Source organism: Lacticaseibacillus suihuaensis, from assembly GCF_054785075.1.
This window is the reverse complement of sequence record NZ_BAAGBJ010000011.1, coordinates 47,083-72,501: the sequence shown is the minus strand read 5'-3', so window position 1 is coordinate 72,501 and position 25,419 is coordinate 47,083. Positions and strand designations below refer to the sequence as shown.

Annotated in this window: 25 protein-coding genes; 16 read left to right on the top strand and 9 right to left on the bottom strand. The window is 63.2% G+C overall.

The features are described 5' to 3' along the window. Window positions 1-31 precede the first annotated feature (31 nt). From ACYVRZ_RS10240 to ACYVRZ_RS10225, 4 genes are all read right to left on the bottom strand, one after another. Complete coding sequence (locus ACYVRZ_RS10240) at window positions 32-1,198, bottom strand: galactokinase (protein WP_461226605.1); 1,167 nt, start codon at window positions 1,196-1,198, stop codon at window positions 32-34. A 46-nt stretch (window positions 1,199-1,244) separates the two neighbouring features. Continuing rightward, on the bottom strand, window positions 1,245-2,213 hold the full coding sequence (locus ACYVRZ_RS10235) for a LacI family DNA-binding transcriptional regulator (RefSeq protein WP_461226619.1): 969 nt from the start codon (window positions 2,211-2,213) through the stop codon (window positions 1,245-1,247). A gap of 250 nt (window positions 2,214-2,463) precedes the next feature. After that, window positions 2,464-2,760: a hypothetical protein gene (locus ACYVRZ_RS10230; RefSeq protein ID WP_461226604.1), complete on the bottom strand. Its 297-nt coding sequence runs from the start codon at window positions 2,758-2,760 to the stop codon at window positions 2,464-2,466. Between the two features lie 36 nt (window positions 2,761-2,796). After that, complete coding sequence (locus ACYVRZ_RS10225) at window positions 2,797-3,186, bottom strand: phage infection protein (protein ID WP_461226602.1); 390 nt, start codon at window positions 3,184-3,186, stop codon at window positions 2,797-2,799. 192 nt (window positions 3,187-3,378) lie between these two features. Here ACYVRZ_RS10225 and ACYVRZ_RS10220 point away from each other — a divergent pair, with 192 nt between their 5' ends. Then, window positions 3,379-3,939, top strand: coding sequence for a hypothetical protein (locus ACYVRZ_RS10220; protein ID WP_461226600.1), 561 nt, complete (start codon window positions 3,379-3,381; stop codon window positions 3,937-3,939). Window positions 3,940-4,001: 62 nt separating this feature from the next. Here the strand turns inward: ACYVRZ_RS10220 and ACYVRZ_RS10215 are convergent, their stop codons facing one another. Continuing rightward, window positions 4,002-4,781: an alpha/beta hydrolase family protein gene (locus tag ACYVRZ_RS10215; protein ID WP_461226598.1), complete on the bottom strand. Its 780-nt coding sequence runs from the start codon at window positions 4,779-4,781 to the stop codon at window positions 4,002-4,004. A gap of 126 nt (window positions 4,782-4,907) precedes the next feature. Here ACYVRZ_RS10215 and ACYVRZ_RS10210 point away from each other — a divergent pair, with 126 nt between their 5' ends. From ACYVRZ_RS10210 to ACYVRZ_RS10200, 3 genes are read left to right on the top strand one after another with little or no spacing between them, the layout of a single operon-like run. Continuing rightward, window positions 4,908-5,228, top strand: a complete 321-nt coding sequence (locus ACYVRZ_RS10210; protein WP_461226596.1) for a PadR family transcriptional regulator — start codon at window positions 4,908-4,910, stop codon at window positions 5,226-5,228. A 1-nt stretch (window position 5,229) separates the two neighbouring features. Continuing rightward, on the top strand, window positions 5,230-5,586 hold the full coding sequence (locus tag ACYVRZ_RS10205; protein WP_461226594.1) for a DUF1048 domain-containing protein: 357 nt from the start codon (window positions 5,230-5,232) through the stop codon (window positions 5,584-5,586). After that, window positions 5,583-5,873, top strand: a complete 291-nt coding sequence (locus ACYVRZ_RS10200) for a DUF1048 domain-containing protein (protein WP_461226592.1) — start codon at window positions 5,583-5,585, stop codon at window positions 5,871-5,873. Before ACYVRZ_RS10205 ends, ACYVRZ_RS10200 begins: the two co-directional genes overlap by 4 nt. A 105-nt stretch (window positions 5,874-5,978) precedes the next feature. On the opposite strand, the gene ACYVRZ_RS10195 is transcribed toward ACYVRZ_RS10200, so the two are convergent. Next, on the bottom strand, window positions 5,979-8,438 hold the full coding sequence (locus ACYVRZ_RS10195; RefSeq protein WP_461226591.1) for a TIM-barrel domain-containing protein: 2,460 nt from the start codon (window positions 8,436-8,438) through the stop codon (window positions 5,979-5,981). Between the two features lie 121 nt (window positions 8,439-8,559). Between ACYVRZ_RS10195 and ACYVRZ_RS10190 the strand changes: the two genes are divergently transcribed. From ACYVRZ_RS10190 to ACYVRZ_RS10165, 6 genes are all read left to right on the top strand, one after another. Then, window positions 8,560-9,408, top strand: a complete 849-nt coding sequence (locus ACYVRZ_RS10190; protein WP_461226589.1) for an RluA family pseudouridine synthase — start codon at window positions 8,560-8,562, stop codon at window positions 9,406-9,408. Continuing rightward, entirely contained in the window at window positions 9,405-9,932 is a 528-nt protein-coding gene (locus ACYVRZ_RS10185) for a GNAT family N-acetyltransferase (protein WP_461226587.1), read from the top strand. The genes ACYVRZ_RS10190 and ACYVRZ_RS10185 overlap by 4 nt, the downstream gene beginning before the upstream one ends. 97 nt (window positions 9,933-10,029) lie before the next feature. After that, window positions 10,030-10,578, top strand: coding sequence for a GNAT family N-acetyltransferase (locus tag ACYVRZ_RS10180; RefSeq protein ID WP_262316039.1), 549 nt, complete (start codon window positions 10,030-10,032; stop codon window positions 10,576-10,578). A gap of 102 nt (window positions 10,579-10,680) precedes the next feature. Beyond that, window positions 10,681-10,833, top strand: a complete 153-nt coding sequence (gene rpmG, locus ACYVRZ_RS10175) for a 50S ribosomal protein L33 (RefSeq protein ID WP_054718962.1) — start codon at window positions 10,681-10,683, stop codon at window positions 10,831-10,833. A gap of 197 nt (window positions 10,834-11,030) precedes the next feature. Next, a complete protein-coding gene (locus tag ACYVRZ_RS10170) occupies window positions 11,031-11,468 on the top strand; it encodes a PTS sugar transporter subunit IIA (protein WP_461226585.1) in 438 nt (145 codons plus the stop codon). A 90-nt stretch (window positions 11,469-11,558) separates the two neighbouring features. Beyond that, on the top strand, window positions 11,559-12,491 hold the full coding sequence (locus ACYVRZ_RS10165; RefSeq protein WP_461226583.1) for a LacI family DNA-binding transcriptional regulator: 933 nt from the start codon (window positions 11,559-11,561) through the stop codon (window positions 12,489-12,491). A 509-nt stretch (window positions 12,492-13,000) separates the two neighbouring features. Here the strand turns inward: ACYVRZ_RS10165 and ACYVRZ_RS10160 are convergent. Continuing rightward, window positions 13,001-15,787 carry a cation-translocating P-type ATPase gene (locus ACYVRZ_RS10160; protein WP_461226581.1) on the bottom strand — a complete coding sequence of 929 codons (2,787 nt, stop codon included), beginning with the start codon at window positions 15,785-15,787 and terminating at the stop codon, window positions 13,001-13,003. Window positions 15,788-16,087: 300 nt separating this feature from the next. Here ACYVRZ_RS10160 and ACYVRZ_RS10155 point away from each other — a divergent pair, with 300 nt between their 5' ends. From ACYVRZ_RS10155 to glmS, 5 genes are all read left to right on the top strand, one after another. After that, window positions 16,088-16,549 (top strand): hypothetical protein, encoded by a 462-nt coding sequence (locus tag ACYVRZ_RS10155; RefSeq protein WP_461226579.1) that lies wholly within the window; start codon window positions 16,088-16,090, stop codon window positions 16,547-16,549. Window positions 16,550-16,728: 179 nt separating this feature from the next. Continuing rightward, complete coding sequence (cdaA, locus tag ACYVRZ_RS10150; RefSeq protein WP_461226577.1) at window positions 16,729-17,574, top strand: diadenylate cyclase CdaA; 846 nt, start codon at window positions 16,729-16,731, stop codon at window positions 17,572-17,574. Continuing rightward, window positions 17,571-18,650 carry a CdaR family protein gene (locus tag ACYVRZ_RS10145; RefSeq protein WP_461226575.1) on the top strand — a complete coding sequence of 360 codons (1,080 nt, stop codon included), beginning with the start codon at window positions 17,571-17,573 and terminating at the stop codon, window positions 18,648-18,650. Before cdaA ends, ACYVRZ_RS10145 begins: the two co-directional genes overlap by 4 nt. Before the next feature lie 27 nt (window positions 18,651-18,677). Then, window positions 18,678-20,033 carry a phosphoglucosamine mutase gene (gene glmM / locus ACYVRZ_RS10140; RefSeq protein ID WP_461226573.1) on the top strand — a complete coding sequence of 452 codons (1,356 nt, stop codon included), beginning with the start codon at window positions 18,678-18,680 and terminating at the stop codon, window positions 20,031-20,033. Window positions 20,034-20,247: 214 nt separating this feature from the next. Then, complete coding sequence (gene glmS / locus ACYVRZ_RS10135; protein WP_461226571.1) at window positions 20,248-22,059, top strand: glutamine--fructose-6-phosphate transaminase (isomerizing); 1,812 nt, start codon at window positions 20,248-20,250, stop codon at window positions 22,057-22,059. Window positions 22,060-22,154: 95 nt separating this feature from the next. Here glmS and ACYVRZ_RS10130 read toward each other — a convergent pair whose 3' ends face one another. Together ACYVRZ_RS10130 and ACYVRZ_RS10125 are read right to left on the bottom strand one after the other, a co-directional pair. Beyond that, entirely contained in the window at window positions 22,155-22,895 is a 741-nt protein-coding gene (locus tag ACYVRZ_RS10130; RefSeq protein ID WP_461226569.1) for a YebC/PmpR family DNA-binding transcriptional regulator, read from the bottom strand. 78 nt (window positions 22,896-22,973) lie between these two features. After that, window positions 22,974-23,468, bottom strand: coding sequence for a VanZ family protein (locus ACYVRZ_RS10125; RefSeq protein ID WP_461226567.1), 495 nt, complete (start codon window positions 23,466-23,468; stop codon window positions 22,974-22,976). An 89-nt stretch (window positions 23,469-23,557) separates the two neighbouring features. Here ACYVRZ_RS10125 and ACYVRZ_RS10120 point away from each other — a divergent pair, with 89 nt between their 5' ends. Next, window positions 23,558-25,354 (top strand): M3 family oligoendopeptidase, encoded by a 1,797-nt coding sequence (locus tag ACYVRZ_RS10120; protein ID WP_461226565.1) that lies wholly within the window; start codon window positions 23,558-23,560, stop codon window positions 25,352-25,354. Window positions 25,355-25,419: the final 65 nt, after the last annotated feature.

The following is a 25,419-nucleotide window of genomic DNA, read 5'->3' as shown; positions in this document are numbered from 1 at the left end:
GGCTTTTGCGTTGCGGCAGCAGACCCGTGTACTAGTCCAGCTGGCGTGGTCCGTCGGCGATTTCGGCGACATAGAAGTCGGCCTTGTAGCCAACCGCCTTCAGGTAGGCGGCGCCGACCGCTTCGGTGAAGGCCGAAACGGCGTCCTTGTTGACCAAGGCGATGGCGCAGCCGCCAAAGCCGGCACCGGTCATGCGAGCCCCGAGGACGCCGTCTTGCTTCAGCGCGTTTTGAACCAGCGTGTCAAGCTCCAGGCCGGTAACCTCGTAGTCGTAGGCGAGTGAGACGCCGGAGGCCGACATCAGCCGACCGAAGCTGGCCAGGTCGCCGGCCTTGAGGGCCGCGGCGGCCTGCAGGGTCCGTTGGTTCTCGAACACCGCGTGGCGAGCCCGGCGAATCAGGGTCTCGTCGTAGATCAGGTAGGTGTTTTGGTCGAATTCGTTGATCGACAGGTCGCCCAAGCTCTTGATGTCCAGGCGCGTCTGCAGGCGGCGCAGGGCCTCTTCGCACTCGCTGCGGCGCTCGTTGTACTTGGAGTCGGCCAGCTCGCGGCGCTTGTTGGTGTTCATGATCACGACCACGTTGTCGCCCATGTCAAGCGGCAGCGATTCGTATTCCAGGGTGTTGGTGTCAAGTAGGGTGGCGCGGTTCTTTTGGCCCATGCCGATGGCGAATTGGTCCATGATGCCGGAGTTGACGCCGATGTACTGGTTTTCCACCTTCTGGCCGTTTTTGATCAGGTCCAGCATGCTGACCGGCAGGTTGTAGGTTGCCTTCAGAATAATCCCGGTCAACAGCTCCAGCGAGGCGGATGACGACAGACCGGACGCGTTCGGCAGATTGCCCTTAATGTAGACGTCAAGCCCGGTGGTGAAGTTGGCCCCGGCCGCCTGCAGGACCTGCGCCATGCCCTTGAAGTAATCGGTCCAGCTGCCGTCCTTGGCGGTGTTTAGTTCGGCCAGGGCGATGGTCTTGGTCCCGGCATCCGGGAAGTTGGCGGAAAACAGGCGGAAGCTGTTGTCCGTGTTCGGCCCAACGGCGGCGTAAGTGCCGAGGCTGATCGCGCAAGGGAAAACGTGACCGCCGTTGTAGTCGGTGTGTTCGCCAATCAGGTTGATGCGGCCCGGTGCAAAGTACGTGTGAGTCGGGGCGTGGCCAAAGGCGCTGGTGAAGCCGGTGCGAAGTTCCTGTGTATCCATGATGCTCCTCCTTAGTGTGGTGCGGTTTTTAAGGTTGATAACCGAATTAATCGCTGCTGTCGCGCAGCAAAAGCTGACTGCCCAGGGTGATGCGTTCCGGGGCGGTGGCCAGGCCGTCGAGCTGGTCTTTGAGCAGCCGGGCGGCGTTCATGCCCATCAGCTGGGTCGCCACCTGCACCGTGCTCAGGCTCGGGCTGATGTAGCGGCCAACGGCCAGGTCGTTGAAGCCGATGATGCTGACTTGTTCAGGCACCTGAATGTGGTGTTCCTGAAGCGCCTTGATGGCCCCGATTGCCATGGTGTCGCTGGCGACGAAAAAGGCGTGGGGCAAGGCGGCCCCGAGCGCTTCGATCACCGCGGTCATGGTCTGGTAGCCGCCTTCGATGGTGAAGGCGCCGGGGTAAATCAGCGACTCATCGAGCGTGGCCCGGCGACGCATGGCCTGCTTGAAGGCGGCCAGTCGCGCGTCGCTCAGCGCCACGCCGTCGGTGGTTTGCTCGGTCCCGGCGATCATGCCGATGCGGTGGTGACCGGCGGCCAGGAAGTGCTGGATGATTTTGTCCACCGGATCGCCGAAGCTGGTGGTGACGCAGCTGATCTCTTGGGCGAGGGTGTCTTGGTCGACGATGACCAGCGGCTTGGACTGAGCCTTGAAGTTGGCCAGTTGGGCCGGTGAGTACTTGCCGATGGCGATCAGCCCGGCCAGCGTGTCGCTGGGCAGCGCGTCCTTGGCGAACACATGGGCGATCTGGAACCCGTCGGCCTCCAGCTGGGTCTCAACGCCCCAGCGGATGGCGCGGTAGTACAGGTCGTTGGTTTCGGCGGCCTCGGAGTACCACTGCACCAGCCCGATGGTGCTGGCCGCGGGAACGGTCCGGCGCTGATGCTTCGTGTAGTTCAGGGCCTCGGCGGCGGCGAAAATGCGCCGGCGGGTGTCCGGGCTGACGGCCAGCGACGTGTCGGCATTCAGCACCCGCGACACGGTGGCGGCGCTAACGTGAGCGGCCTTTGCGATATCTTTCAGGGTGGCGATGGCGACCCCTCCTTTCCAAGCCAGGTGGCGGCAGACCGCCGCTCACCTTCGAGAACAGTTTACTAAATTTATGGGGAAAAGTGAACTATAAATTTACTAAATTTTTGGCGAATTCAAGTAACGACCGCCGCGCAATTGCCGACGTGACGGGAATGATAGTCTGGACAAAAGTTTTACTAAATTTCACCCAACAAAAAACCGCAACCGGTGATTGGCCGGTTGCGGCGATTATTTAGTGAAATAGCAGCGTGGTGTTTTGCCCAGTCACGTTCAGCACGTAGACGAACAGCAAGACGGCGTTGACCAGCAGCGACAAAATGATGATGGCGTAGCGGAAGGTGAAATTATGCGCCCAGGTGCTGAAGTTGAACCACCCGAGCCGCTTGCCCTTGTAGCTGAACGTCATCACCAACAGTACCAGCGTCAAGACGCCTTGAAACACGGTGCCGGCCAGGTGCATGCCGGCGGTGGCCTGCACGTGGTAGCCGGCGGCGGCCAGCCCGTCGATCAGGATTGCAATCAGAGTCATCTCGGACCTCCTCGTAGGGTTTAGGCGTAGTGTACACTAATTGACGGCAAAACCCAACCGCGTCACGTGACGCAGCTCGGCAATCATCACGTGGTGGCCCCCAATCCACACGCCGTCGTCGGCCGTGTAGCCGCGAACCTTGCCGGTGAATGGCGCCTGCACGGCGAGATCGGCGTCGACGGCCTCCAGCTGGCAGGTCACGGACTCGCCGGTCGCCATGGCCTGAGCCAGCGCTTCTCGCACGGTGGCCTGGTCCTGCAGCGGCAAGGACTGTGGCCGGTTGGCGGCCGCGGCCTGGGCCTTGTTCAAGGCCGCCGTGTGATCCGACAGGTAAAAACCCTGCCACTTGAGCATGCCGCGGTCGCGGTAATCATGAGCGAAAAACCGGGCAATCGCCCGGGCATCCTGCCGATGGCTGCGGGTCATCGCTACCCCTCCCTTCGCTGCCTTAATTATACAAACACACGTTCGACTTTGCGATGGAGAAATGATTTTGTAACAAATTGGCGAGTGCGGCCGCCGCAATCTGCCGGCCATTCGTTAAGAATGTGACAAGAAGATTACAAACATATGTCGCCGTGCTATACTGGTTGTAACAAAGGCAAAGGAGTGATCGTGATGAAAAAGTGGTTATTGATCGGGTTGGTGACACTGGGCGTTGGCACCTGGGTTTTGGGTCAGGCGCAGGTCCAAACCGATACCGCTGCGGCCGGCGTCGCGGTCACCAGCAAGGCGGCTAAGACCGGCAAGCAGGCCGCGCCAGCCAAGCAGTCTCCGGCGACCAAGCAGGCCGCGGCAGCTAAGAAGGCCCAGGCGGCCAAGCAGGCCGCGGCGGCCAAGAAGGCCCAGGCGGCCAAGCAGACAGCGGCGGTTAAGCAGTCTCCGGCAGCCAAGAAGGTCCAGGCGGCCAAGTCCCGCCAGGCCACCGGGCTTGCGGCCTACTACGGCAAGTGGCACAGCACCAGCGTGACCATCACGCTGACGGCCAAGCAGCTGACGGTGGCGCAGCCGGGTGTGGCGCCCATCACCACCAGCTACCGGGCGGTTAAGCAGGCCAACGGCTACGTGTTCATTCCGGATCAGGCGGCCGATCCGTTGTTTTTGACCCTGAAGGCCGGCCAACTGGCCTGGCAAACCGGGGCGGCCGCGCCGCTGTCCCTGACGCGCGTCGCGCAATAACTTGATGACGACAAAACGGTGGCGGCTCCCAATTTCAGGAGTCGCCACCGTTTGGCGTTGGGTCAGGGATTGGGCGCCAGCAGGTGCTGGGCGAAAAAGGCCAGCGTGGCCGGCAGCGCCTGATCGGTGTAGTGCCGCGCATGGGCGGTGCCGGGGACCACTTGCAAGGCGACGGCGTGGCCGGCCGCCTGGGCCCGGGCGACGAAGCGCTTGGGGCCGGCGAGCGGCACCAGCTCGGCGGTCGAGTTGAACAGCAGCGCGGGACCCAGGGCCGAATCGGTTCCGGCTCGCGGCGTGAGGGCGACCAGCCGCGGCGGGGTGACGGGGCCGAGGTAGGTCGTCACCACGTACTTGTAAAAGGCCGCGTGAATCGCCGTCGGGTCGTGCAAGCCAAGCGTTGTGGCCGCATCGGGGCTGGGCCGAACGGCGCGGTGGTGGGCTAGCCAGTCGGCAAAGTCGACCAGCGCCGACCAGGCGACGACGGGTTGGCCACTGACTTGGCTTTGCAAAAGCGCCATGGTGCCACCGGCGCTGGCCCCCAGCAGCCCGACGCGGGAGCGGTCAAAGGGCCAGGGGCTGGCGGCCAGCCACGCCAAGAAGGCGGCGAGGTCTTCTTGCGCGGCGGGGAACAATGCGGCCGGCGCGAGGCGGTAATTGGGGATGGCGACCAGGTAACCGGCCGCGGCCAGCGTTTGCCCCAGCGCCACCTCGCGGCTTTTGTCGCCGCGAAACCAGCCGCCGCCGTGAACAAAGACGATGGCCGCCTGGTTGGGATGGGCCGGCAGGTACAAATCGGCGCGTTGAAGCGGGTCGTGACCGTAAGGAATGTCAGTCTGTTGCATATGGGGACCTCCAGTCTCACGCTCACCATAGTTCATGGGACCGCCCAGCGTCAAACCGCCTTGTTATGCTGACTACTAAGTAATATAATGTACCAGAGGTCATAACGAAAGAAAGCAGGCGATGAGATGAACGGCTCGACCGAGCTGCTCAAGGGGGCCCTTGACGGCATCATTTTGGAACGCATCAGCCGCGGTGAGACTTACGGCTACGAGATCACGCAGTACCTAGTCGACCACGGCCTCGACGACATTGTCGAAGGCACGGTTTACACGGTGCTGCTGCGGCTGGAGAAAAAAGGCCTGCTGAGCGTGACGCGGCGCCAGTCTGCCAGGGGGCCGATGCGCAAGTTTTACGCCCTTAACGACGCGGGGCGGCAGTACCTAGCCGATTTTTGGCAGCGGTGGGATCACCTGGCCGCCACCGTCAGCCAGCTGAGGGGGGAGTGAGATGAATTTTTGGGACCGCATCACTGGCAACGACATGACCCGGCAGATGGCGGCATTTGCCGCCCGGGTCGCCTTGCTGCCGTCGGATTACCAGGCGGCCTGGCAGACCATCAACCAGACGGTGATGGCGCGAGCCGACTTTACCGGCCGCAACCTGATGCCGATTCTGGCCGGCATTGTGGACATGATGGTCGAGGCCGCGGCAGATGGCCTCAGCGTCCAAGAGGCGCTGGGTGACGACATCGCCGGCTTTGCCGATTCGGTCGGGGCCGCAAGCGGCGCGACCAACGTGCAGGACCGCTGGCGCCGCCAGCTCAACGCCGCGGTGTACAAGAAGCTGGGGAGGCGACAGCCATGAGCGTTTGGCAGGAGAAAAAAGCGTGGCGCGACCACATGGCGGCGGTGTCCGCGCTGCCGCACGATTACGAGGTCGTCTACCGTGAGCTGCAAAAGTACTTGTTTAAGGTCGGCCCAATCGCCTGGAACGCCCAGGTTTCGCTGCTCGATGACATCCTGGCGCTGTTTGAAGACGGGGCGGCGGCGGGACAGGATGTGCTGGCGGTGACCGGCCCGGACGTCGCGGCCTTTGCCGACCGTCTGATCGAGGCAAGCGCGGCGGCCACTTTCGCCCAGTACTACCGCTGACGACCCAGTTACACCAACAGGCTTGCCCCAGGCGGCCCGATTGACAACAGCAGCATTGGCTGTCAATCGGGCCGGTCTGTACGGCAAGCCTGTTTTGGCGTTGGGTTATAGCGTGACGACAACGGTGCTGCGAATCGACTGGCGACCCAGGGCGAGCAGCAGGCCGCTTGCGCTTCGGTGCAGCACGTCGTTCGGCCGTGGTCCGACCTGCGGCGTGACTGCGACGGGCCGGCCATCGATGGTTACCGTTGCGGTGGTGGCCCCGGCGATGAACAGGGTCAAGGTGACTTGCTCCTGCTGACCGGCGAAGCGGCCGGTGGTGGGCTGAATGATCAGCCGGTGCTTGGTGCCGACCAGAAGGGTCTGGGCCTGCTCGCCGGCCGCATCGGCGGTGCTTTGGCCGTCGTCTTCCACCAGCGTGAAGCGGCCGACGCCCGGGGTCCAGTCGATGATTCGGTCCGAAGGCCGTGCCGCCGGCGTGAGGTGCGGCGGCGTCAGCGGCAGAATCGCGCCTTCCCGCACGAATAGCGGCAGCCGGCTCAGCGGCGTGGTCAGATCGTGCAGGGTGCGGCCGCCGGGGAGGGCTGCCCCGGTCCAAAAGTCGTACCACGTGCCGGCCGGCAGGTACAGGTGATCGCGCAGGCTGCCGTCAGCGGTGCGGCCATAGGCGTTGACAATCGGGGCGACCAGCAAGTCGTCGCCGACCAGAAACTGGTCCTCAAGCGCGGCGCTGTGCGTGTAGGCGGTCGCCTCGGCCCAAAAGGTCGGGCGCAAAACCGGCGCCCCGGTTCGCCGCGCCGCGGCGGCCAGGCTGTAGAGGTAAGGCACCAGCTGCGTGTGGTACTGCAAAAAGGCGCGGTTGATCGCAAGGTAAGGGTCGCCCAGTTGCATGCCCATTAGCTTGGGCTGATCGCCCCAGCCGTCCATGGCAAAAAAGTGCGGCGTGAAGGCCTTCCATTGCAGGTCGCGGGTCTGAATCACCGGGTCGCTGCCGGCGTAGATGCCGTCGACGTCGCTTGCGACGTTGGAAAGCCCCGACAGGCCGGCGGAGAGGTACGAGCCGATGTGAGCGGCGAGGTTGACCCAGTCCGATCCCGCCTGATCGCCGGTCCAGGTGATGGCGGTGCGTTGCGAGCCGGCCCAGCCGTCGAGCGTGACGATGGCCGGCCGGAGCTTGCGCTTGGTGAACTCGGCCGCGGCCTTGGCCCCGGCGTTGAGGCCGAAGGTGTATCCCTCGCCGACCCAGGCGACGTCGGTTTTGATTGCCCGAACCCCGGCGTCCAGCTCACGGGCGAAGTCGCGCTCGCCTTTTTGCGGGGCGGCCGGGTCCTTGGGCGTCAGGGTCGCTTGGGTCCACAGGCCGGTGGTCACGCCCAGGCTTGCGGCGTAAGTGCGAAACGCCGCGAGGTTCTCGAGGTCGCCTGCCAGGCTCTCGGTTTGGCCGTAACCGGCGCCGTAGCCGTCGTTGGGGATGAACCAGCCCAGCGGCAGGCCGTTGTCGCGGTAGCGGTCCAGCACCGCTCGGGCGGAGAACTGGCGGTTGTGCTCGCCGTTGAGCGATTCGCGAAAGGCGTGGCGCGGCATCCCATCGGCGTCGGGTTCGGTGAATTCGACGTGGCCGCTGCCCGGCACGTTGGGCACCAGGGTCACGCCGGCGACGGTGATGGCGCCGGCGCGAAAGCCGGTGTTGAAAGTCTCCTTGCGAATCGGCTGGTACTCCTTGTACCACCGCCCGTCGGCGAAGCGAATCGCCCCGGCGGAGTCTTGGGTGACCGGCACCCAGTAGTCGCGGTTGTAGGCGTTGAAGTGGGCCGGGTAGAAGGTGAAGGCCGGCGGCAGCGCCGGGCTGCCGGTCAGCTCATGGTAGCCGTGAATCAGGCCGGCGGGCGTCTGCGCCAGAATCAGGTAGGCGTCAAAGATTGGGTCCTCGTGGGTCAGGTAGGCGCCGGCTCGCGGATCGGCGAAGTCGTACTCGCCCGGCGTGAACGAGTTGACCAACAGCCCGTAGCCCGTGGTTGCCCAGTAAAAGGGTACCGGCGTGGTCACGCTGCCTTTGGTCCAGCGGTTCTCGTTTTTGATCTGAATCAGCTGGCCGTTCAGGTTGACGCGGCCGTTTTGCATGCCGCCGCCGAAGTAGTTGGCCGAAGGCGCCGTGCGGATGCGAGCGGTCCAGGCCGTCTCGCTCAGCTGCGGCAAAAACAGGGTGCAGACGACGTCAGCGCTGCGCTGCACGGTCAGATGTCCGTTGCTTGGCACCAGGCGGTAGTCGCCCAGCGTCACGCCGCCGTCGGCAAGCGTCAGCGGTTGTGTGGTCGCGGCCGTCACGATGGGGGCGTCGAAGCGCTGTCCGGAGCCGCCGGTGGCGATGGTTTCGTCGGCGTGTTTGGTCACCTCCGGCGCGACGGGGATGCTCGGGTGAGTTGGCCAGGTCGACTCGGCGGTGACGGTTAGGCGAACCAGGTGGTCGTTGACCGCGGTCAGGCGAGCGTGCCAGCCGTGGTAATCGAAGTACAGGGCCCCGGCCGTTAGCGTGAGGGGTCCCAAGGCGTTGGGATCTTCAATCATAATGTTGCCTCCTGCGTTTTCCCTACTATAACGCAGCCGCCGAGTTTTTGCTCGCGCTACGGCGCAAAAAACCGGCAAAGCCGCGGGGTTTTGGGTATAATCGAGTCAGCGGAGGTGAAGCATGAACTATCAATTCGAATTCACGGCACCAAGAGAAACAACCGTCAAGCGCCTGCTTGCGGCCAACGGGGTCAGCTGGCGGCTCTACAAGCGCCTGGCCGACGCCCACACCATCTGGCTGGGCCGGCGTCAGACCAGCGTCAACGAACGCGTGGCTAAGGCCGCCAAGGTGCGCTTCGAGCTGCCACCGGCGACCGGCGTCGCAGCGACCCCTGGGCCGCTCACCGTGGTGCTTGAGCTTGACAACTGGCTGGTGGTCAACAAGCCGGCCGGCCTTAACAGCGTGCCAGGCCCCAGCCACCCGACCGAAAGTCTGCTGAATTACGTCGCCGCCTACCTGGCGAGTGAGGGCATCGACGGGCCCCAGCCGGCCATCATGACGCGGCTGGATCGCGACACCACGGGCCTGGTGCTGGTGGCCAAGCACGTGTTCGCGCAAAGCCTGCTGGACGAGGCGACGGTGATCAAGCACTACAAGGCCGTGGTGGTCGGCACCCCAGAACCGGCGACCGGCGTGATTGACCTGCCGCTGGGCAAGGCCGAAGACGGCATTCACCGCGTGGTGACGCCGGCCGGCCAGGCGGCGGTCACGGATTACCGGGTGCTGACGCCGGGGCCGCTGAGCCTGGTCGCCTTGACGCTTCACACCGGCCGCACCCACCAGATTCGCGCTCACCTGGCCGCAATCGACCACCCGGTGGTCGGTGATCCGCTGTACGGCCAGGCCGCTGACGCTTGGCCGCACCAGCTGCTGCAGGCCAGCGACCTGACCTTCACCGACCCGTTCACGACCACGCGCCACGACCTGAGCCTGCCGCTGCCGGCGGATTGGCCCAAGGAGCTTTCATGATGGCGCGACAGCTGCCGGCGGTCACGCTGCGGCCGATTGCGCCGACCGATGCCGCGGCCTTTTTGGCCTACGCCGGCGACCCGGCGGTGAGCGGTCCGGCCGGTCTGCTGCCGGTCTCGGACCTGGCCGCGGCCCAGGCCCGGCTGGCTCACGCCCCGGAGGTGCTGGCGGTGGTGCATGACGGCCAGGTGGTCGGCCAAGTCGGCGTTTACGCCCGGGCGGCCACCGGGCCGGACGCCCCGGACCGTGAGCTGGGTTACGCCTTGGCCCGTGCTTACTGGGGCCAGGGGCTGATGACCGCCGCCTTGACCCAGGTGCTGGCCCAGCTGCGCCGCAGCGGTACCGGGCGGGTCTACGCCTTCGTCTCGGTCAGCAACCAGCGTTCCGCCGGCCTACTGCGGCGGCTGGGTTTCACCTGTCAGGACCGGCTGCCGGCCCAGCCGGACGCGCTTTTGGGGCGGCCGGAGGCGGAGGATGTGTTCGTCTTGAATTTGAAAAATGAAAACGAAAATGCCGTAATGTGATGTAAAATATTTTTTTCTTTTCATTTTTAAAAGATTACTCGTGGCATGGCTGAGTTAATGCTATAATGAAACCAACATTATATGTGGAGGTTTCACAATGAGCTCGCAGACAGAGTATGATCAGGTGTACGCCAAGCGGCTTGCCGCCATCGAAAAGGATCCCCAGTTCACGATCTTGTCCAGCATGAACCGGCCGCAAGCCGACGGGGAGACGAAGGCCACCCAGTACATCGTCTACACCGATTACAAACTCGAGGACAAAAAGCGCAACAGCTTCACCGTCAGCGTGTACACCCCGTTCGAAAACGTCGACAAGTACGGCCACTCCAAGGCCGACTTCCAGTCCCAGCTGCTGTTTGACCTGAACCGCTGGCAGGCCACGATGCACATCACCGTGCTTGAGACCCTGGGTTCCGAAAGCCGCTTGGCCTTTTACGACTTCCAGAACATGGGTCTGGCGACGCTGGCCCTCAAGGCATTCATCAACCTGGCCAAAAAGGCCGGCGTCAAGACCATCGACGGCAACCTGAGCTCCTTTGACCGCGACAACTTCGCCAAGCTGACGCACCTGTTCGAGAAGTTCGGCTTCGCGGTGACCGTGATGGACGCCGAACAAGGCATCGGCAAGATCACCCTGAGCGTCTGACCGCGCGAGACCGACGGGTGACAAGGATTTGTGCTTGACTTTCCGGCAAAATCCTGTATGCTAGTAAAGTTAGTAATTCTTGAAAGGGGAGGTGAAAGTAAGATGCGTGATAACATTCTTCTTGCTTGCGCCGAAACCGGCGAACGAATCTATCTGACTTCTAAGAACAAGCGTAACACGCCTGATCGTCTTTCTTTGAAGAAGTACTCTCCAAAGTTGCGTAAGCGTGTGACCTTCACCGAAGTTAAGAAGTAGTTCGTCGCTTACGGCCGTAGCGACTAACCGACAGGGCACCGCAGACATCGTCTGCGGTGCCCTGTTTGCGTCCACCTGAAATTAATTTGAAATTGCGGCTTGACCTGAAACGCGTTTCACAGCATACACTGATTTTGCAGGTAAGGGGCCCCGACCTGCGGCTGATCGTCACGGTACGTCACAATGGAGGAATGCTTATGTTCACCTTGTTTGCCAAGAAAAACGTTGCGGTAGCGGTCCCACTCGAGAATGCCAATGAGCTGGCGGCGCTGACCGCAATCGCTCAGATCACGGCCGACCGGCTCAACCTGGATCCCCAAGGCCTGAAGGCAAGCTTCATCGCCAGTGAGGTGCAGGCCAGCCAGATTGTCGCCGGTCGCGTGGTGGTGACGCATGCGACCAGCGCGGCGGTGACCCGTCCCGCCTCGGTGCTGATCACCTTCGCCGAGCCGGTGCGGTGGGGGGAAGGCAGCACCCCAATCGATTACGCCCTGGCCATTGTGATTCCCGACGGCGGCGACTATGAGACCGTGGCTGCCCCGGCGGTTGCCAAGCTGGTCGCCCAAGCGGCGGCGCTTGACCCGCTGAAATCCAACGCTTCGGCCTTAAACCGCCTGAACGCCACGCTGCTTTAGCGCCCTGGCCGGGTTTTGCTCACTCGCCTTCTGAGCAAAAGCCCGGCCGTTTTGGTACACTGAGGAAGGCAACGGTTGGGAGGAGAAGGCATGGCAACGATTCGTGATGTGGCGAGAAAAAGCGGCTACTCGGTGGCGACGGTGTCGCGGGTGCTCAACCACAAGCCCTACGTCAAGCCGGCGGTGAAGGCGGCGATTGAGGCCGTAATCCAGGAGCTCAATTACGTCCCCAACGACGTGGCGCGTGACCTCAGCCGCGGCAGCACCCGGACCATCGGCGTGGTGTTGCCACGGTTCTCGCATCCGTATTTCACCGACTTGACAGTCGGCATCATGGACGCGGCCTTTGCCAACGGCTACAGCGTGGTGCTCCTGCCGTCGCACTACGACGCACAGGTCGAACAAGACGCCTTGGAGCAGCTGCGGCGCAAGGCCTACGACGGGCTGATTTTCACGTCGCATCAGCTGAGCCTGGACGCGATGGTGCCGTACCTCGCGTTCGGGCCGGTCGTGGTCTGCCAAGACCCGGGAAGCGTGGCCCTGCCGGCCGCCTACACCGACCGCGGCCGCAGCTACGACGATGCGCTTAACTGGATTCGGCGCCGCGGCTTTCACCGCGTCGGGGTGATGCTGCCGCGCGGCGTCGCGGTCAGCGCGACGGCCCAGGCAATCGTCGCCGCCTACACCCGCGTGTTCGGCGCGGCCCCGGCCCCGGCGCTGTGCTGGGTGGATTCGATGACCTACGCGGATGGGGTGGCCGCCGGGGCGTTTTTCGCCCAGGCCCAGGCCGATTTCGTGTTCGCCAACGGCGACGACATCGCCGCTGGGGTGCGGCAGTATTACCTGGATCACGAGTTGCCGGTGCCGGGGCTGATGGGCCAGGAAAACCAGCTGTCGGGCCAGCTTTTGGGGCTGCCGTCCATCGACCACCACTTCAAGCGCGTCGGCCGCGCGGCGCTGGAGCTGGCCATCGGCAAACGCGATCAAGCGGTGGTGGTGGCGGCCGACTTCATCGTGCGGTGAGCCTTCCCAAAGGGCGAGCTTTAAAGTTGACAGCTAAATTGGCAGGGCTTACACTAGCTTCAGATGATTGTCAACGGGCAGGCGAAAACGCTGCGGCCGCAGCGCTTGCACTTCTACTGCTTAGGGGGAAGGTCCGGGACATAAGCATTCCCAGTACCCCCACCCATGCCATGCCGAACCAGGCAACAACGTCGACGTTTTCGCGCAACGGCCTCCTCCGATTGGGGCCGACCACCAGGGTGTGGACCACCATCCCACTGCCGCACAGTCCGGTGCCTACTCGCTTGCGAGGTAGCTGCGGTGCCGACTGACAGGGGGCCTGTCCCAACGGGCCAAGTGTCGCCAAGAACGGCGACGCGAGGCGCAGCGAATCAGTAAGCAAGCCAAGGCCAGCGCGTGGTTCACCCGCGCTGGCTTCGGCGCGGCCGCCGCAGGATCATCCTGCGGCGGTTTTTTGTTTGACCGCAAAAAAGACGCCTTGGGTGCCAAACCCAAGGCGTCTTTGGCGATTAGTCTGTTGGGGCCGCGGCCCGGCGCTGGCGCCGCCGTACCCAGGCCTTGCGGGCCTCCTCGAGGCCAAACAGCGGGAAGGGAATCACGCACAGAAAGGCCCAGTCGGCCAGGCCCAGGGGCGTGGTGTTGAAGAGTTCCTGCAGCCCTGGGGTGACGGTCAACACGAAGAACAAGGCGATTTCAAAGGCGATGCCGTACCAGATTCGGCGGTTGGCGAACAGCCCGGAGCGGATGACCGAGGCCTGCTTGGTGCGGCAGTTCAAGGCGTTGGCGATCTGCGAGAAGACGATGGCGCCGAGTACCATGGTGGTAGCCTTGGCGTAGGTCACGCCGCTGTCCGCCAGGGCCGTCTGCGGCCAGCCGTTTTGCAGGTTGACGAAGAAGTAGGCGAAGGTCGAAATCGCGCTGGCCAAAAGCCCGTACCAGGCGAAGGCGGTCCACATCACGCGGCGACTCAGCAGGTGAGCGGAGCGCTTGCGCGGCGGTTGGTGCATGATGCCGGGCTCCGCCTTTTCGGCGCCCAGCCCAAGCGCCGGTAGCATGTCGGTGCCCAGGTCGACGGTCAGAATCTGCATCACGGTCATCGGCAGCGGGATCAGCCCCCGCGAGAACAGGAACAAGACGCTTGGGATGGCCTCCGGCACGTTGCTGGTCAGAATGTAGGTCAAGAACTTCTGCAGGTTGGCGTAAACGGTGCGGCCCTCCTCAATCGCCGCGACGATCGAGGCGAAGTTGTCGTCGGTCAGAATCATGTCGGCGGCGTCCTTGGCGACGTCGGTGCCGGTCACGCCCATCGCCACGCCGATGTCGGCCTTCTTGAGGGCCGGCGCGTCGTTGACGCCGTCACCGGTCGAGGCGACGATTTCGCCGTTTTGCTGCAGGGTCGAGACGATCTTGTACTTCTGCTCCGGCGCGACCCGGGCGAAAATGATCTCGCCCTTCAAGGCGTCTTGCAGCGCGGCTTCGCTCATCGCGTCCAGCTCGGTGCCGGTGACCACCCGGGCGTTTTGGCTGGTCAGACCGATTTTGACGGCGATCGACTTGGCGGTCAAAGTCGAGTCGCCGGTCACCATGATGATCTTGATGTTGGCGGCGTGGCACTTGGCGACGGCGTCGTAGATTTCCGGCCGCGGCGGGTCGGCCATCACGGTCAGGCCGACGAAGACCAGGCCGCTTTCGGCGGTCTGGATGGTCAAGGCGGCCAGCTGCGCGTCCTGATCGGCCTCGCGCGGCAGGGTGCGGTAGGCGGCGGCCAGGCTGCGCAGGCCAAGCGCCGCGTACTTCTCGTTGGCGGCGTTGATTGCGCGGCGGTCGTCTGCCGTCAGCGCCCGCACGGTGCCGGCCACTTGGATGCGATCGCACTGCGGCAGCAGGTCGGACAGCGAGCCCTTCACGCAGGCCACCAGGTCGCCGCTTTGTGGCGCGTGAACGGTACACATGCGCTTGCGCTCGGAATCAAAGGGGAACTCCTTGACCCGCGGTGCGGCCTTGGCCGCAAGCGCCTTGTCAAAGCCGGCCTTTTGGGCCAAAATCACCAGCGCCGCCTCGGTCGGGGTGCCCAAAATCTTGGGCTTGCCGCCGTCTTGCGCCGGGGTCACCGTGGTGTCGTTGTTCATCGCGACCACCTGGACGACGCGCTTGAGGTCGGGGTCGGCGTCAAAGGCGACGGGCTTGCCGTCTGCCAGGACGCGGCCGTCATTGACGTAGCCTTGACCGGTCACCTTGAAGGTCTGGTTGCGGGTCCAGACGTAATTGACCGTCATCTGGTTTTGCGTCAGGGTGCCGGTTTTGTCCGAGCAAATCACCGTGGTTTCACCCAGTGTCTCCACCGAGTTGAGGTCCTTGACCAGCGCGTGTTTCTTGGCCATGCGCTGGACGCCTTGCGCCAGGCTGAGGGTGACCGTCGGCAGCAGCCCCTCGGGAATGAAGGCCACGATCATGCCCAAGGCGAAGATGAACGCCTTGGCGGCCGGGTACTTGACAAAGAAAATCGCCGCCAGGAAAAAGGCGATGCCGATGCCGATGGCAATCAAGGAAATCTGCTTGGTCAGGCGGTTGAGCTCAAGTGTCAGTGGACTTTGGGCCTTGGTTTGGTTTTGCGTCAACGCCGCGATCTTCCCGAACTCGGTGTGCATGCCGGTGGCGTAGGCGACCGCGGTGCCGGTACCGGCGCCGACGGTGGTGCCGGCATACACCAGGTTGGACTCCGCGAATTCGCCGCTGCCGGGTTCGTAGCGAACGAACTTGGACTCCGGCACCGACTCACCGGTCAACGCGCTTTGGTCGACCTGAAGCGAGGACGCCTCAAGCAGCCTGGCGTCGACCGGGACGGCGTTGCCGGCCTGCAGCGCAAAGACGTCGCCCGGCACCAGAAGCGTCGCGTCGAGCTGCTGGAGCTTGCCGTTGCGGTAGACTTGAACATAGGTCGGCAGCATCGCCATCAGCGAGTCGGTCGCCTTTTTGGCCGCGCGTTCCTGCCAGTAGCTGAACAGGCCGTTGATCACATTGACCAGCCAGATGGCGATGCCCAGCTCGACGGTCCCGGACAGCATCGCGATGATGCCGGAGACCCACAGCAGGATGGCCATCAGGCTGGCGAAGTTCTTCAAAAAAACGCGCCACTGCGGCTGGCTTTGGCCCTTTCGAATCGTGTTGTGGCCAAAGCGGGCCAGCCGCGTCTGCGCCGCCTGATCGCTCAGCCCGGTCGCCTGGGTACCCAGGTTGTGCAGCACCGTGGCGGCATCCGCCTTGGCGAATTGCGTTCGCTTGTCTGTTTCGTCCATTCGTCACACTTTCCTTTCGAGACGCCCCACTGGGTCGCGGCCGTGCGTGTCGCACAGTTGTCTGTTTACCCGTATTCTAACGCATTGGGGTATCGGCAGCACAATCTTTAGGATAATTTCGCGCGGTTGTCGCCGATTTTGGGCGTCACGACTCCTGTGGCGGCCGGTGAAAAGAAGTCGAATCATGTTATAAATTTAGGGAATAAAAAATCACAAGCTAAATTCTCGTTTTTTATGTGTTCTGCCGTTATTCTTGAGGCATGGCCTATCGGTTCCCCGATGGGCATTGGAGGTGAAGGCATGACGAATTTATGGGTGGCACACCGCGAGATTCCGGTGACGCTGACTTACCAGGGCCTGGCGTGGCCGACCAGCATCGCCCCCGGGGTGGTGTTCACCACGGCCGCTCAAGAAGCGCTGGAGGCGCCGCAGCACATCCTCACGCCTTGGGCCGGCAGCGCGGAGGTGACCTGGCAAAAGCTGGCCGCCGGGGCCCGGCTGGTGGACAGCCAGCGCTTTTTGGCCCAGCCGTGCTGGATCTACCCGCACTGGCAGCTACTGCGGCCGCTCGGGGCCAAGGTCGGCGGGGTGAAGCCGCGGCTGTTGCCAAGCGGTGCGGTGATCGAGATTCAGCAGGCCCGGCGCCTGGACCAGGAGCTTTACTTGTACGTGATCCGCGCTGCGGAGCAGGAGCTGACGGTCAAGCTGTTGGTCAGTGAGTTCAACGCCCGGGCCAAGCCGCTGGGGCCGCCCGGACTGTGAGCGATTAGATGACGTGAAAGACGCGGCACCGCCTTCCCGTGCGGGAGGCGGCGCCGTTTTGGCGTGGCGTCAGATTAATCCGTCGCGCCTCAATTCCGCTGGGTCGGCGTGGTATAATAATTAGTAACACGAGTTTGGCTGCCGCATCTGCGGCAGGCATTGGAATTGGAGGCAAGGCTATGCAGGATTTTTGGACCAATCTACTTCATTGGTCGACGCTCGCCAACCTGCTTGACGTTTTGGTCGTCTGGTACGTGGTCTACCGACTGATCGTGCTGATTCGCGGGACCAAGGCCGTTCAGCTGCTCAAGGGGGTCTTTGTGATCGCCGTCATCAAGCTGGTGGCCGTGATCTTGCACCTGCAGACGGTCGGCTACATCATCGACTTGATCATCACTTGGTCGGTGCCGGCGTTGGTCATCATTTTTCAGCCCGAGATTCGGCGTGGCCTGGAACACTTGGGACGCGGCTCGGTGCTGCCATGGACCCGCAACGACCAGCACGACGTCGAGACGCGCATGGTCAAGGAGCTGGACAAGGCGATTCAGTACATGAGCAAGCGCCGCATCGGGGCGCTGATCTCGATTCAGCAAAACACCGGGCTTGAGGACTACATCGAAACCGGGATTCCGCTGGACGCGGATGTGTCCGGCGAGCTGTTGATCAACATTTTCATTCCCAACACGCCGCTGCACGACGGCGCGGTGATCATCCGCGACAACCGCATCGCGGTGGCGGCGGCCTACCTGCCGCTGTCCGAAAGCAACCTGATTCCCAAGGAGCTTGGGACCAGACACCGCGCGGCGGTCGGCATCTCCGAGGTGACCGACGCGTTGACCATCGTGGTGTCCGAGGAAACCGGCGGGGTGACGGTGACCAACAACAACCACCTGATTCGCGACCTCACCCGCGAGGATTACCTCAAGCTGTTGACGGCGCAGCTGGTGCCGGCGCCTGAGGCCAAGGTCAACCCGCTCAACAGCTTCTTGGCCGGCCTGACGCGCAAAAAGGGGGGCAAGCGATGAAACTCAGCAAATTTTGGGAGAGCGCTTGGTTTTACCGGCTCCTAGCGCTGCTGTTGGCCGTCGGGCTGTTCGCCTACGTCCACGCCGAGGACCTCAACGACCTGACGCCGACCACCAGCCGTCACAACGCGATCACGGCCACCACCAAGCGAACCTTGAACGTGACCTTGCAGCTGAACGTCGATTCGGACAAGTACTTCATCACCGGCTACCCCAAGAAGGTGGCACTGACGCTTGAAGGCAGCACCAGCCTGGTGACGATGACGGCCAACACCATGAACTTCCAGGTAATCGCCAACTTGCGCAAGCTCGGTCCGGGCAAGCACACGGTCACGCTGACCACCAAGGGCCTGAACAAGGATCTGACTTACAGCATCAAGCCCAAGACCATTCAGGTGACCATTTCGGACCGCAAGACCAAGACCATGCCGATTCAGGTCAAGTACAACCAAGACAGCCTGGCGCCGGGCTACAGCGTCGACACGCCGCAGCTGAGTGCCGAAACCGTCTCGGTAACCGGCAGCAAGGGCGAAATCGACCGGGTCAACCAGATTGTGGCCAGCGTGCCGCTGACCCGCAACACCAAGAAAACCGTCGATCAAACCGTGCTGCTTCAGGCGCTGGACAAGAATGGCAACACCGTCAACGTCGTGTTGACGCCGGAGACGGTGCAAGTCAAGCTGCCGATTAGCCTGCCGAGCAAGAAGGTGCCGCTAGCGCTAACGCAGGAGGGCAAGGGCACCAGTGGTTTGGCCTACACGCTGAGCACCACCACCAAGACCGTGACGGTCTACGGCGCCAAGGAGACGCTGGCAAAGCTGGATAAGCTGACCGTGCCGGTGACCGTGGCCGACATCGGTCAAACGACGACCAAGACCATTAACTTGGTGGAGGTGGAGCCCAAGCTGGTCGCCACGGCCCCGCAAACCGTGAAGGTGAAAGTCACGGTGGCGCCGACCGCCACGACCAACGCTGGGGCCGAGAGTGCCAGCAGCGCGGCCAGTTCCAGCAGCGCAAGCAGCGCCGACAGTTCTTCAGATAGCAGCAGCGACAGCGCCGCGGACGCCGCCAAATAGACCCGATAAGAAATGAGGAAATGAACGATGACGAAGTATTTTGGTACCGATGGGGTTCGCGGGATTGCGAACCAGGAACTGAGCCCCGAGCTCGCGTTTCGGCTGGGCCGCTGCGGCGGCTACGTGCTGACGCAGCACAGCCAAGACCGGGCCAAAAAGCCCAAGGTCCTGGTTGCTCGGGACACGCGGGCATCGGGGGAGATGCTTGCGCAGGCGCTGACGGCCGGGCTGTTGTCCGTCGGCATCGAGGTGCTGTCCTTGGGCGTGATCACGACGCCGGCCGTGGCCTACCTGATTAAGGTGCAAAGCGCGGCCGCCGGCATTCAGATCTCGGCGTCGCACAACCCGGCCGCCGACAACGGCATCAAGTTCTTCGGCCCGGATGGCTACAAGCTGTCCGATGACACCGAGCTTGAAATCGAAGCGCTGCTGGACGCCCCGGAGGACACCCTGCCGCGGCCGGCCGCCGAAGGGCTGGGCAGCGTCGCCGACTACCCGGAAGGCGCCTTGAAGTACACCCAGTTTTTGGAGCAGACGCTGGCCGATGACCTGTCCGGCATTCACGTCTGCCTGGACGCGGCCAACGGTGCGACCTCGAACCTGGTGTCTCGGCTCTTCGCGGATCTCGACACCGATTTTGACCTGATGGCGACCCACCCGGACGGCTTGAACATCAACAAGGGCGTCGGCTCGACGCACCCAGAGGCCCTGGCCAAGCTGGTGGTTGAAAAAGGCGCCCAGGTCGGCTTGGCCTTCGACGGCGACGGCGACCGCTGCATCGCGGTGGATGAAAAGGGGCAGATCGTCGACGGCGACAAGATCATGTTCGTGCTGGGCAATTACATGAAGTCCCGCGGCCGGCTCAAGCAAGACACCGTGGTGACCACGGTGATGAGCAACCTCGGCATGTACAAGGCGCTGACGGCCAACGGCATGAAGTCGGTGCAAACCGCGGTCGGTGACCGCCACGTGGTCGAGGAAATGCGCGAGCACGGCTACAACATCGGCGGCGAGCAGTCGGGTCACGTGGTGCTGTTCGACTACCACAACACCGGCGACGGGATGCTGACCGGCATTCAGCTGCTCAACGTGATGAAGCAAACCGGCAAGCCGTTGTCCGAGCTCGCCGCCCCGGTGACGACCTACCCGCAAAAGCTGGTCAACATCAAGGTGACCGACAAGAACAACTGGCAGTCCTACCCGGCGATCCAGCAGGCCATCGACACCGTCGAGGCCCAAATGGCCGGCGACGGTCGGGTGCTGGTTCGCCCCAGCGGCACCGAGGCCCTGCTGCGCGTGATGGCAGAGGCGAAGACGCAGGCCTTGGTCGACCAGTACGTCGATTCAATTGCCGCGGTGGTGGAACAGGAAATGGGCTGCTAAGCCAGCCACCAGAAGACCCGGGAAACCGGGCCTTTTTTTAGCCGGCGGCGAGCCGCGGCAGGCGCCTTCGCTCGCAGTACCGATACAAAAATTTAAGTAATACCAATTAATCCAAAAATGTTGACATCCGCCTATTTCTAGACTTATAGTTGGTCATACCGTTAGAACCAATTTATCTGAAACGGAATATACCAATAAAGGATGTTGAGCGTTTATGTGTGGAATCGTCGGTGTGATCGGCAGGCAGGATGCGACCCAAGTGTTGTTGAAGGGGCTGGAGAAGCTGGAGTACCGCGGCTACGACTCGGCCGGGCTGTACGTCAATGACCAGCAGGGGCACGACCACCTGGTGCGGCGGGTCGGGCGGATTGCGGCACTTGAGGCCGCAATCACGCCGGCCGTCACCGGCACCATGGGCATCGGGCACACGCGCTGGGCGACCAACGGCAAGCCGACCGAAGCCAACGCCCATCCGCAGCGCTCAAGCGACGACCGCTTCTACCTGGTTCACAACGGCGTGATCACCAACGCCCAGGCGCTGGCCGCGCAGTACCTGCCCAACGTCACCATGGCGTCGGACACCGACACCGAGGTCTTGGTGCAGCTGGTCGCGGCCTTTGTTCAATCCGGAACCGCGACGGCGGCGGCCTTCAAGCGGGCGCTGAGCCTTTGCGAGGGCTCCTACGCCTGCTGCCTGGTGGATCGCCTGGACCCGTCACACCTGTACGTCGGCAAAAACAAGAGTCCGCTTTTGATCGGGCAGGGGGATGGCTTTCACGTGGTCGCTTCAGACGCCTTGGCGATGCTTGATGTGACCGATCAGTTCATCGAGCTCAAGGACGGCGAGGTGGTGACGCTGACGGCCACCACCTGCCGGATCGAAACGTTGACCGGCGAGCAACGCTATCGCGAGCCGATTACCGTGACCATCGCCGACGGGGCCGCCGACAAGGGGCCGTACCCCTATTACATGCTCAAGGAAATCAACGAGCAGCCGGCGGTGATGCGGCGGCTGGTGACGGCCTACGCCCCTGACGCGGCGGCGCCGGTAGTCGATCCGGCGCTGCTCAAGCTGCTTTCGGCGGCCGATCGCCTGTACATTGTGGCGGCCGGCACCAGCTACCACGCCGGGCTGGTCGGCAAGCCGCTGTTCGAGCGGCTGGCCAACGTGCCGACCGAGGTGCATCTGGCCTCGGAGTTCGGGTACCACCAGCCGCTGCTGTCGGCCAATCCCGTGTTCATTTTCCTGAGCCAAAGCGGCGAAACCGCCGACAGCCGCCAGGTGCTGGTGGCGATTCAAAAGCAGGGCTTCAAGAGCCTGACCATCACCAACGTCGCCACCTCGACGCTGGCGCGGGAGGCGGATTTTGCGATGGGGCTTCACGCCGGGCCGGAAATCGCGGTGGCCTCGACCAAGGCCTACACCGCCCAGATTGCCGTTGAGGCCCTGCTGGCCACGGCGCTGGGGCAAGCCAAGCGGGTGCCGGCCGCCGCCAGCTTCGACGTCGCGCATCAGCTCGGCTTGGCGGCGGCGGGGCAACAGGCGGTGCTTGACGCAACCGACCGCATTCACGCGTTGGCCACCGCGATGTTTGAAGATACGCGCGACGCCTTTTTCATCGGTCGCGGGGTCGACCACGCGGTGAGCCTGGAGGCGGCCCTCAAGCTCAAGGAAATCTCCTACGTGCAGGCCGAGGGCTTTGCGGCCGGGGAGCTCAAGCACGGCACCATCGCCTTGATCACGCCGGGGACGCCGGTCACGGCCTTCATCAGCGACCCGGTGACGGCCGCCCATACCCGCAGCAATGCCCAGGAGGTCGAAGCCCGAGGCGGCCACGTGCTGCGCGTGGCGACCCAAAGCCTGGCCCAGCCGGGCGATGACCTGGTGGTGGCCGACCTCGACTCGGCCCTGACGCCGTTGGTGACCATCGTGGTCGGCCAGCTGCTGGCCTACTTCACGAGCTTTGATCGCGGCTACGACGTCGACCGGCCGCGCAACCTGGCCAAGTCCGTCACGGTGGAGTAACAACATGGCCCGGTCCCTCGCAGTTCGCTGCGAAGGGCCGGGCCTTTTGGGTGGTCTGAGGGACAAAAAAACACCGCCTGGGCGGTGTTTGGTGGTTAGTCTTCGTCGTCATCGGGCCATTCGGCGCTGGTGTAGACGTTTTGGACATCATCGTCGTCTTCGAGGGCGTCGATCATGTTCTGCATGGTCTCAAGCTTCTCGGCTGGCACCGGCACCGTGTTTTGCGGCACCATGGTCAGCTCGGCGGTGGTGAACTTGAAGCCCTGGCCTTCCAAGGAATCACGCACGGTGGCGAAGTCCTTCGGGTCGGTGTAGATGGTGAATTCGTCGTCGGTGGATTGGAGATCCTCGGCGCCGGCTTCGAGCACGGCCTCAAACATCTGGTCTTCATCCACGTCGAGGTCCTCGCGGTCGATCACGAACATCCCGCGGCGGTCGAACATGTAGGAAACCGCGCCGGCACCGGCCATCGTGCCACCGTGGCGGGTGATGGCCACGCGAACGTTGGAGGAGGTGCGGTTCTTGTTGTCGGTCAGTGCTTCGACCAAAATGGCAATCCCGGCGGCGCCGTAACCTTCGTAGGTCACTTCGTCGTAGCGGGTGGTGTCGCCGCCTTCAGCTTTATCTAAGGCACGCTTGATGTTGTCTTTTGGCATGTTGGCAGCACGTGCCTTATCCATGACTAACCGAAGCGCTGGGTTGTTGTTGGGGTCAGAACCACCTTGCTTTGCTGCCATGAAAAGCTCACGGGAGATTTTCTGGAAAATTTTGCCGCGCTTAGCATCCTGGGCGTTCTTGCGGCCCTGGATGTTATGCCATTTACTGTGTCCTGACATCGTAAACCCTCTTTTCAAAATTATTGATGCACATAAGCGGTCCTATTATACCAAATTTGGTAAGGTCACACAACGCTTTTAGCGCCGCGAACGGTGCCTTCGCCACAGCCCAAAGGCTAGCAGGGCGCCGACCGCCGCCCCGCAGGTGTCCAAGATGACGTCTTGAAACAACGGCGAGCGACCGTGGGTCAAGGACTGGTGGAACTCGTCGCCGGCCGCCAGCACGAAGCTCACCGCCACGCCGGCCAGGCTGTGCCAGCCCGGGCGGTGGGCCAGCCGGGTGAGGCCGTGGCTCAAGGCGAAGCTGAACACCAGAAAAATCGAGAAGTGGGCGGCCTTTCTGATGAAGAACTCGACGAAGGCGGGAAAGCCCATCGCTTCAGTGCTGATCGGCGCGTTGGCGTAGGTGAAGTGAATGCCGGAAAGCCACGACCACGGGGCCTGCTCCGGCAGCCAGCGGCTCAAAAGCGGCACCACGGTTTGCTGCTGATAGGACATGCTGGAGCTGATGAACAGGGTCAGCACAATGGCGCCGGCCAGAATCAGCCAGCCGTATTTTCGAATGACGCGCATGAGGGCCTCCACTGGAATCAATTTGTTCTCAATCATAGCACACTGGGCCATGCTATAATAAACGCAATCATTTGTTGGAGGTAATTTTAATGAAATATCCCATCACCTGGCAGCTGGACTCGATCTTTCCCGGCGGCATCGCCTCCCCGCAGCTGAAGGCGCGGATTGCCGACGTGGCGGCCAAGCTACCGCGGCTCACCGACCGCATCGCGGCCTGGGACGCGGCCAACGACCCGAGCTACGCCGGCTTCACCGCCATCCTGGCGCTGTACGAAGATGTCCAAAGCGGTCTGGCCACCACGGCGACCTTCGCCAACATGATCCAATCCGCCGACACCGCCAACCAGCAGGCCGGCGTGGTCGCGGCCAAGATCCAGACGCTCAGCACCGATTTTGGCGCCGCACTGACCCCCTTGATCAAGAAGCTGACCGCCATGCCCGACGCTGACTTCGCCAAGCTGATCGCGGTGCCGGCGCTGGCCCCAATCGCCTTTGGCCTCGGCGAGATGCGCCGCGACGGCCGTGAGCTGCTGGACGACGCCACCGAGGCCCTGATCGACCGGCTGGCGCTTGACGGCTTCAACGGCTGGTCCAGCCACTACGACCACCTCAGCGCCGACCTGCACTTTGCCATCGACGACGAGGCGCCGGCGCTGTCGGCGGGGCAGGCACAAAACCGCTTCGAAGGGGCGCCTGCCGCGGCCGACCGGGCCCACGCCTTTGCCGTCTGGGAGAAGACTTGGGCCGCCCACGCGCAGCCCTTCGCCGACACCTTGAACCACCTAGCCGGGTTCCGCTTGAGCAACTACCGCGCCCATGGCATCACGGATTACCTGCAAAAGCCGCTGGAGCTCAACCGCCTGAGCCGCGCCAGCCTCGATTCGATGTGGGCGACCGTCGCCGCCAACAAGGCGCCGTTCGTCGCCTACCTGGACGAAAAGGCGCGGCTGGCCGGCCAACCGAAGATGGCCTGGCAGGATCAGTGGGCCCCGGTGGTGGTCGGCGATTACGTCCCGAAGACTTACACCTTCGATGAGGCCGCCGAGTTCATCATCGCCAACTTCGCGAAGTTCTCCAAGAAGATGGCGGCCTTCGCCCAACACGCTTTTGAAAGCGGCTGGATTGAGGCCGAGGACCGGCCAGGCAAAATCGCCGGCGGCTACATGACCTCGGTGCCGGATGTCAAGGAGGCGCGGATCTTCATGACCTTCGACGGCTCAGCCGCCGGCGTCTCGACCATCGCCCACGAGCTCGGCCACGCCTTTCACAGCAGCATCCTCAAGGACTTCCCGGCGATGCGCCGCGATTACGCGATGAACGTGGCCGAAACCGCGTCGACCTTCGCGGAGCTGATCGTCGCCGACGCGACGGTCAAGGCCGCGACCAGCCCGGCCGAAAAGCTCAACCTGCTGGACGCCAAGATGAGCAACCCGTTGGCGATGTTTTTGAACATCCACGCGCGGTACCTGTTCGAACGCAGCTTCTACGACCGGCGCGAGCACGGGCTGGTGACGGCAAGCGAGCTGTCTGAGCTGATGCAGGCGGCGCAGGCGCAGGCCTACGCCGGTGGCCTGAGCAGCTTTGATCCGATGTACTGGGCCAACAAACTGCACTTTTTCATCGACGACGTGCCGTTTTACAACTTCCCGTACACCTTCGGCTACCTCTTCTCAAGCGGCATCTACGCCAAGGCCCAGGCCCAAGGCGGCGACTTCGAGGACGCCTACATCGCGCTGCTGCAAGACACGGCCAACATGTCGACCGAAGACCTCGCCCAAAAGCACCTGGGCGTCGACCTGACGCAGCCGGCCTTTTGGCAGCAAGGCATCGACCTGGCGGCCAAGGACGCCCAGGCCTTCATCGACTTGAGTCACACGCTTCACTAGCACGCAAAAAGGCGAGCATCGGCCGATGCTCGCCTTTGGTGTTCAGTGAAATTGGTCACGGCCGC

What these genes read in the sequence shown, in the direction of transcription:
- ACYVRZ_RS10240 (WP_461226605.1), bottom strand. Translation starts at nt 1,198, where the DNA reads ATGGATACACAGGAACTTCGCACCGGCTTCACCAGCGCCTTTGGCCAC.
- ACYVRZ_RS10230 (WP_461226604.1), bottom strand. Translation starts at nt 2,760, where the DNA reads ATGACTCTGATTGCAATCCTGATCGACGGGCTGGCCGCCGCCGGCTAC.
- ACYVRZ_RS10225 (WP_461226602.1), bottom strand. Translation starts at nt 3,186, where the DNA reads ATGACCCGCAGCCATCGGCAGGATGCCCGGGCGATTGCCCGGTTTTTC.
- ACYVRZ_RS10220 (WP_461226600.1), top strand. Translation starts at nt 3,379, where the DNA reads ATGAAAAAGTGGTTATTGATCGGGTTGGTGACACTGGGCGTTGGCACC.
- ACYVRZ_RS10215 (WP_461226598.1), bottom strand. Translation starts at nt 4,781, where the DNA reads ATGCAACAGACTGACATTCCTTACGGTCACGACCCGCTTCAACGCGCC.
- ACYVRZ_RS10210 (WP_461226596.1), top strand. Translation starts at nt 4,908, where the DNA reads ATGAACGGCTCGACCGAGCTGCTCAAGGGGGCCCTTGACGGCATCATT.
- ACYVRZ_RS10205 (WP_461226594.1), top strand. Translation starts at nt 5,230, where the DNA reads ATGAATTTTTGGGACCGCATCACTGGCAACGACATGACCCGGCAGATG.
- ACYVRZ_RS10200 (WP_461226592.1), top strand. Translation starts at nt 5,583, where the DNA reads ATGAGCGTTTGGCAGGAGAAAAAAGCGTGGCGCGACCACATGGCGGCG.
- ACYVRZ_RS10195 (WP_461226591.1), bottom strand. Translation starts at nt 8,438, where the DNA reads ATGATTGAAGATCCCAACGCCTTGGGACCCCTCACGCTAACGGCCGGG.
- ACYVRZ_RS10190 (WP_461226589.1), top strand. Translation starts at nt 8,560, where the DNA reads ATGAACTATCAATTCGAATTCACGGCACCAAGAGAAACAACCGTCAAG.
- ACYVRZ_RS10185 (WP_461226587.1), top strand. Translation starts at nt 9,405, where the DNA reads ATGATGGCGCGACAGCTGCCGGCGGTCACGCTGCGGCCGATTGCGCCG.
- ACYVRZ_RS10180 (WP_262316039.1), top strand. Translation starts at nt 10,030, where the DNA reads ATGAGCTCGCAGACAGAGTATGATCAGGTGTACGCCAAGCGGCTTGCC.
- rpmG (WP_054718962.1), top strand. Translation starts at nt 10,681, where the DNA reads ATGCGTGATAACATTCTTCTTGCTTGCGCCGAAACCGGCGAACGAATC.
- ACYVRZ_RS10170 (WP_461226585.1), top strand. Translation starts at nt 11,031, where the DNA reads ATGTTCACCTTGTTTGCCAAGAAAAACGTTGCGGTAGCGGTCCCACTC.
- ACYVRZ_RS10165 (WP_461226583.1), top strand. Translation starts at nt 11,559, where the DNA reads ATGGCAACGATTCGTGATGTGGCGAGAAAAAGCGGCTACTCGGTGGCG.
- ACYVRZ_RS10160 (WP_461226581.1), bottom strand. Translation starts at nt 15,787, where the DNA reads ATGGACGAAACAGACAAGCGAACGCAATTCGCCAAGGCGGATGCCGCC.
- ACYVRZ_RS10155 (WP_461226579.1), top strand. Translation starts at nt 16,088, where the DNA reads ATGACGAATTTATGGGTGGCACACCGCGAGATTCCGGTGACGCTGACT.
- cdaA (WP_461226577.1), top strand. Translation starts at nt 16,729, where the DNA reads ATGCAGGATTTTTGGACCAATCTACTTCATTGGTCGACGCTCGCCAAC.
- ACYVRZ_RS10145 (WP_461226575.1), top strand. Translation starts at nt 17,571, where the DNA reads ATGAAACTCAGCAAATTTTGGGAGAGCGCTTGGTTTTACCGGCTCCTA.
- glmM (WP_461226573.1), top strand. Translation starts at nt 18,678, where the DNA reads ATGACGAAGTATTTTGGTACCGATGGGGTTCGCGGGATTGCGAACCAG.
- glmS (WP_461226571.1), top strand. Translation starts at nt 20,248, where the DNA reads ATGTGTGGAATCGTCGGTGTGATCGGCAGGCAGGATGCGACCCAAGTG.
- ACYVRZ_RS10130 (WP_461226569.1), bottom strand. Translation starts at nt 22,895, where the DNA reads ATGTCAGGACACAGTAAATGGCATAACATCCAGGGCCGCAAGAACGCC.
- ACYVRZ_RS10125 (WP_461226567.1), bottom strand. Translation starts at nt 23,468, where the DNA reads ATGCGCGTCATTCGAAAATACGGCTGGCTGATTCTGGCCGGCGCCATT.
- ACYVRZ_RS10120 (WP_461226565.1), top strand. Translation starts at nt 23,558, where the DNA reads ATGAAATATCCCATCACCTGGCAGCTGGACTCGATCTTTCCCGGCGGC.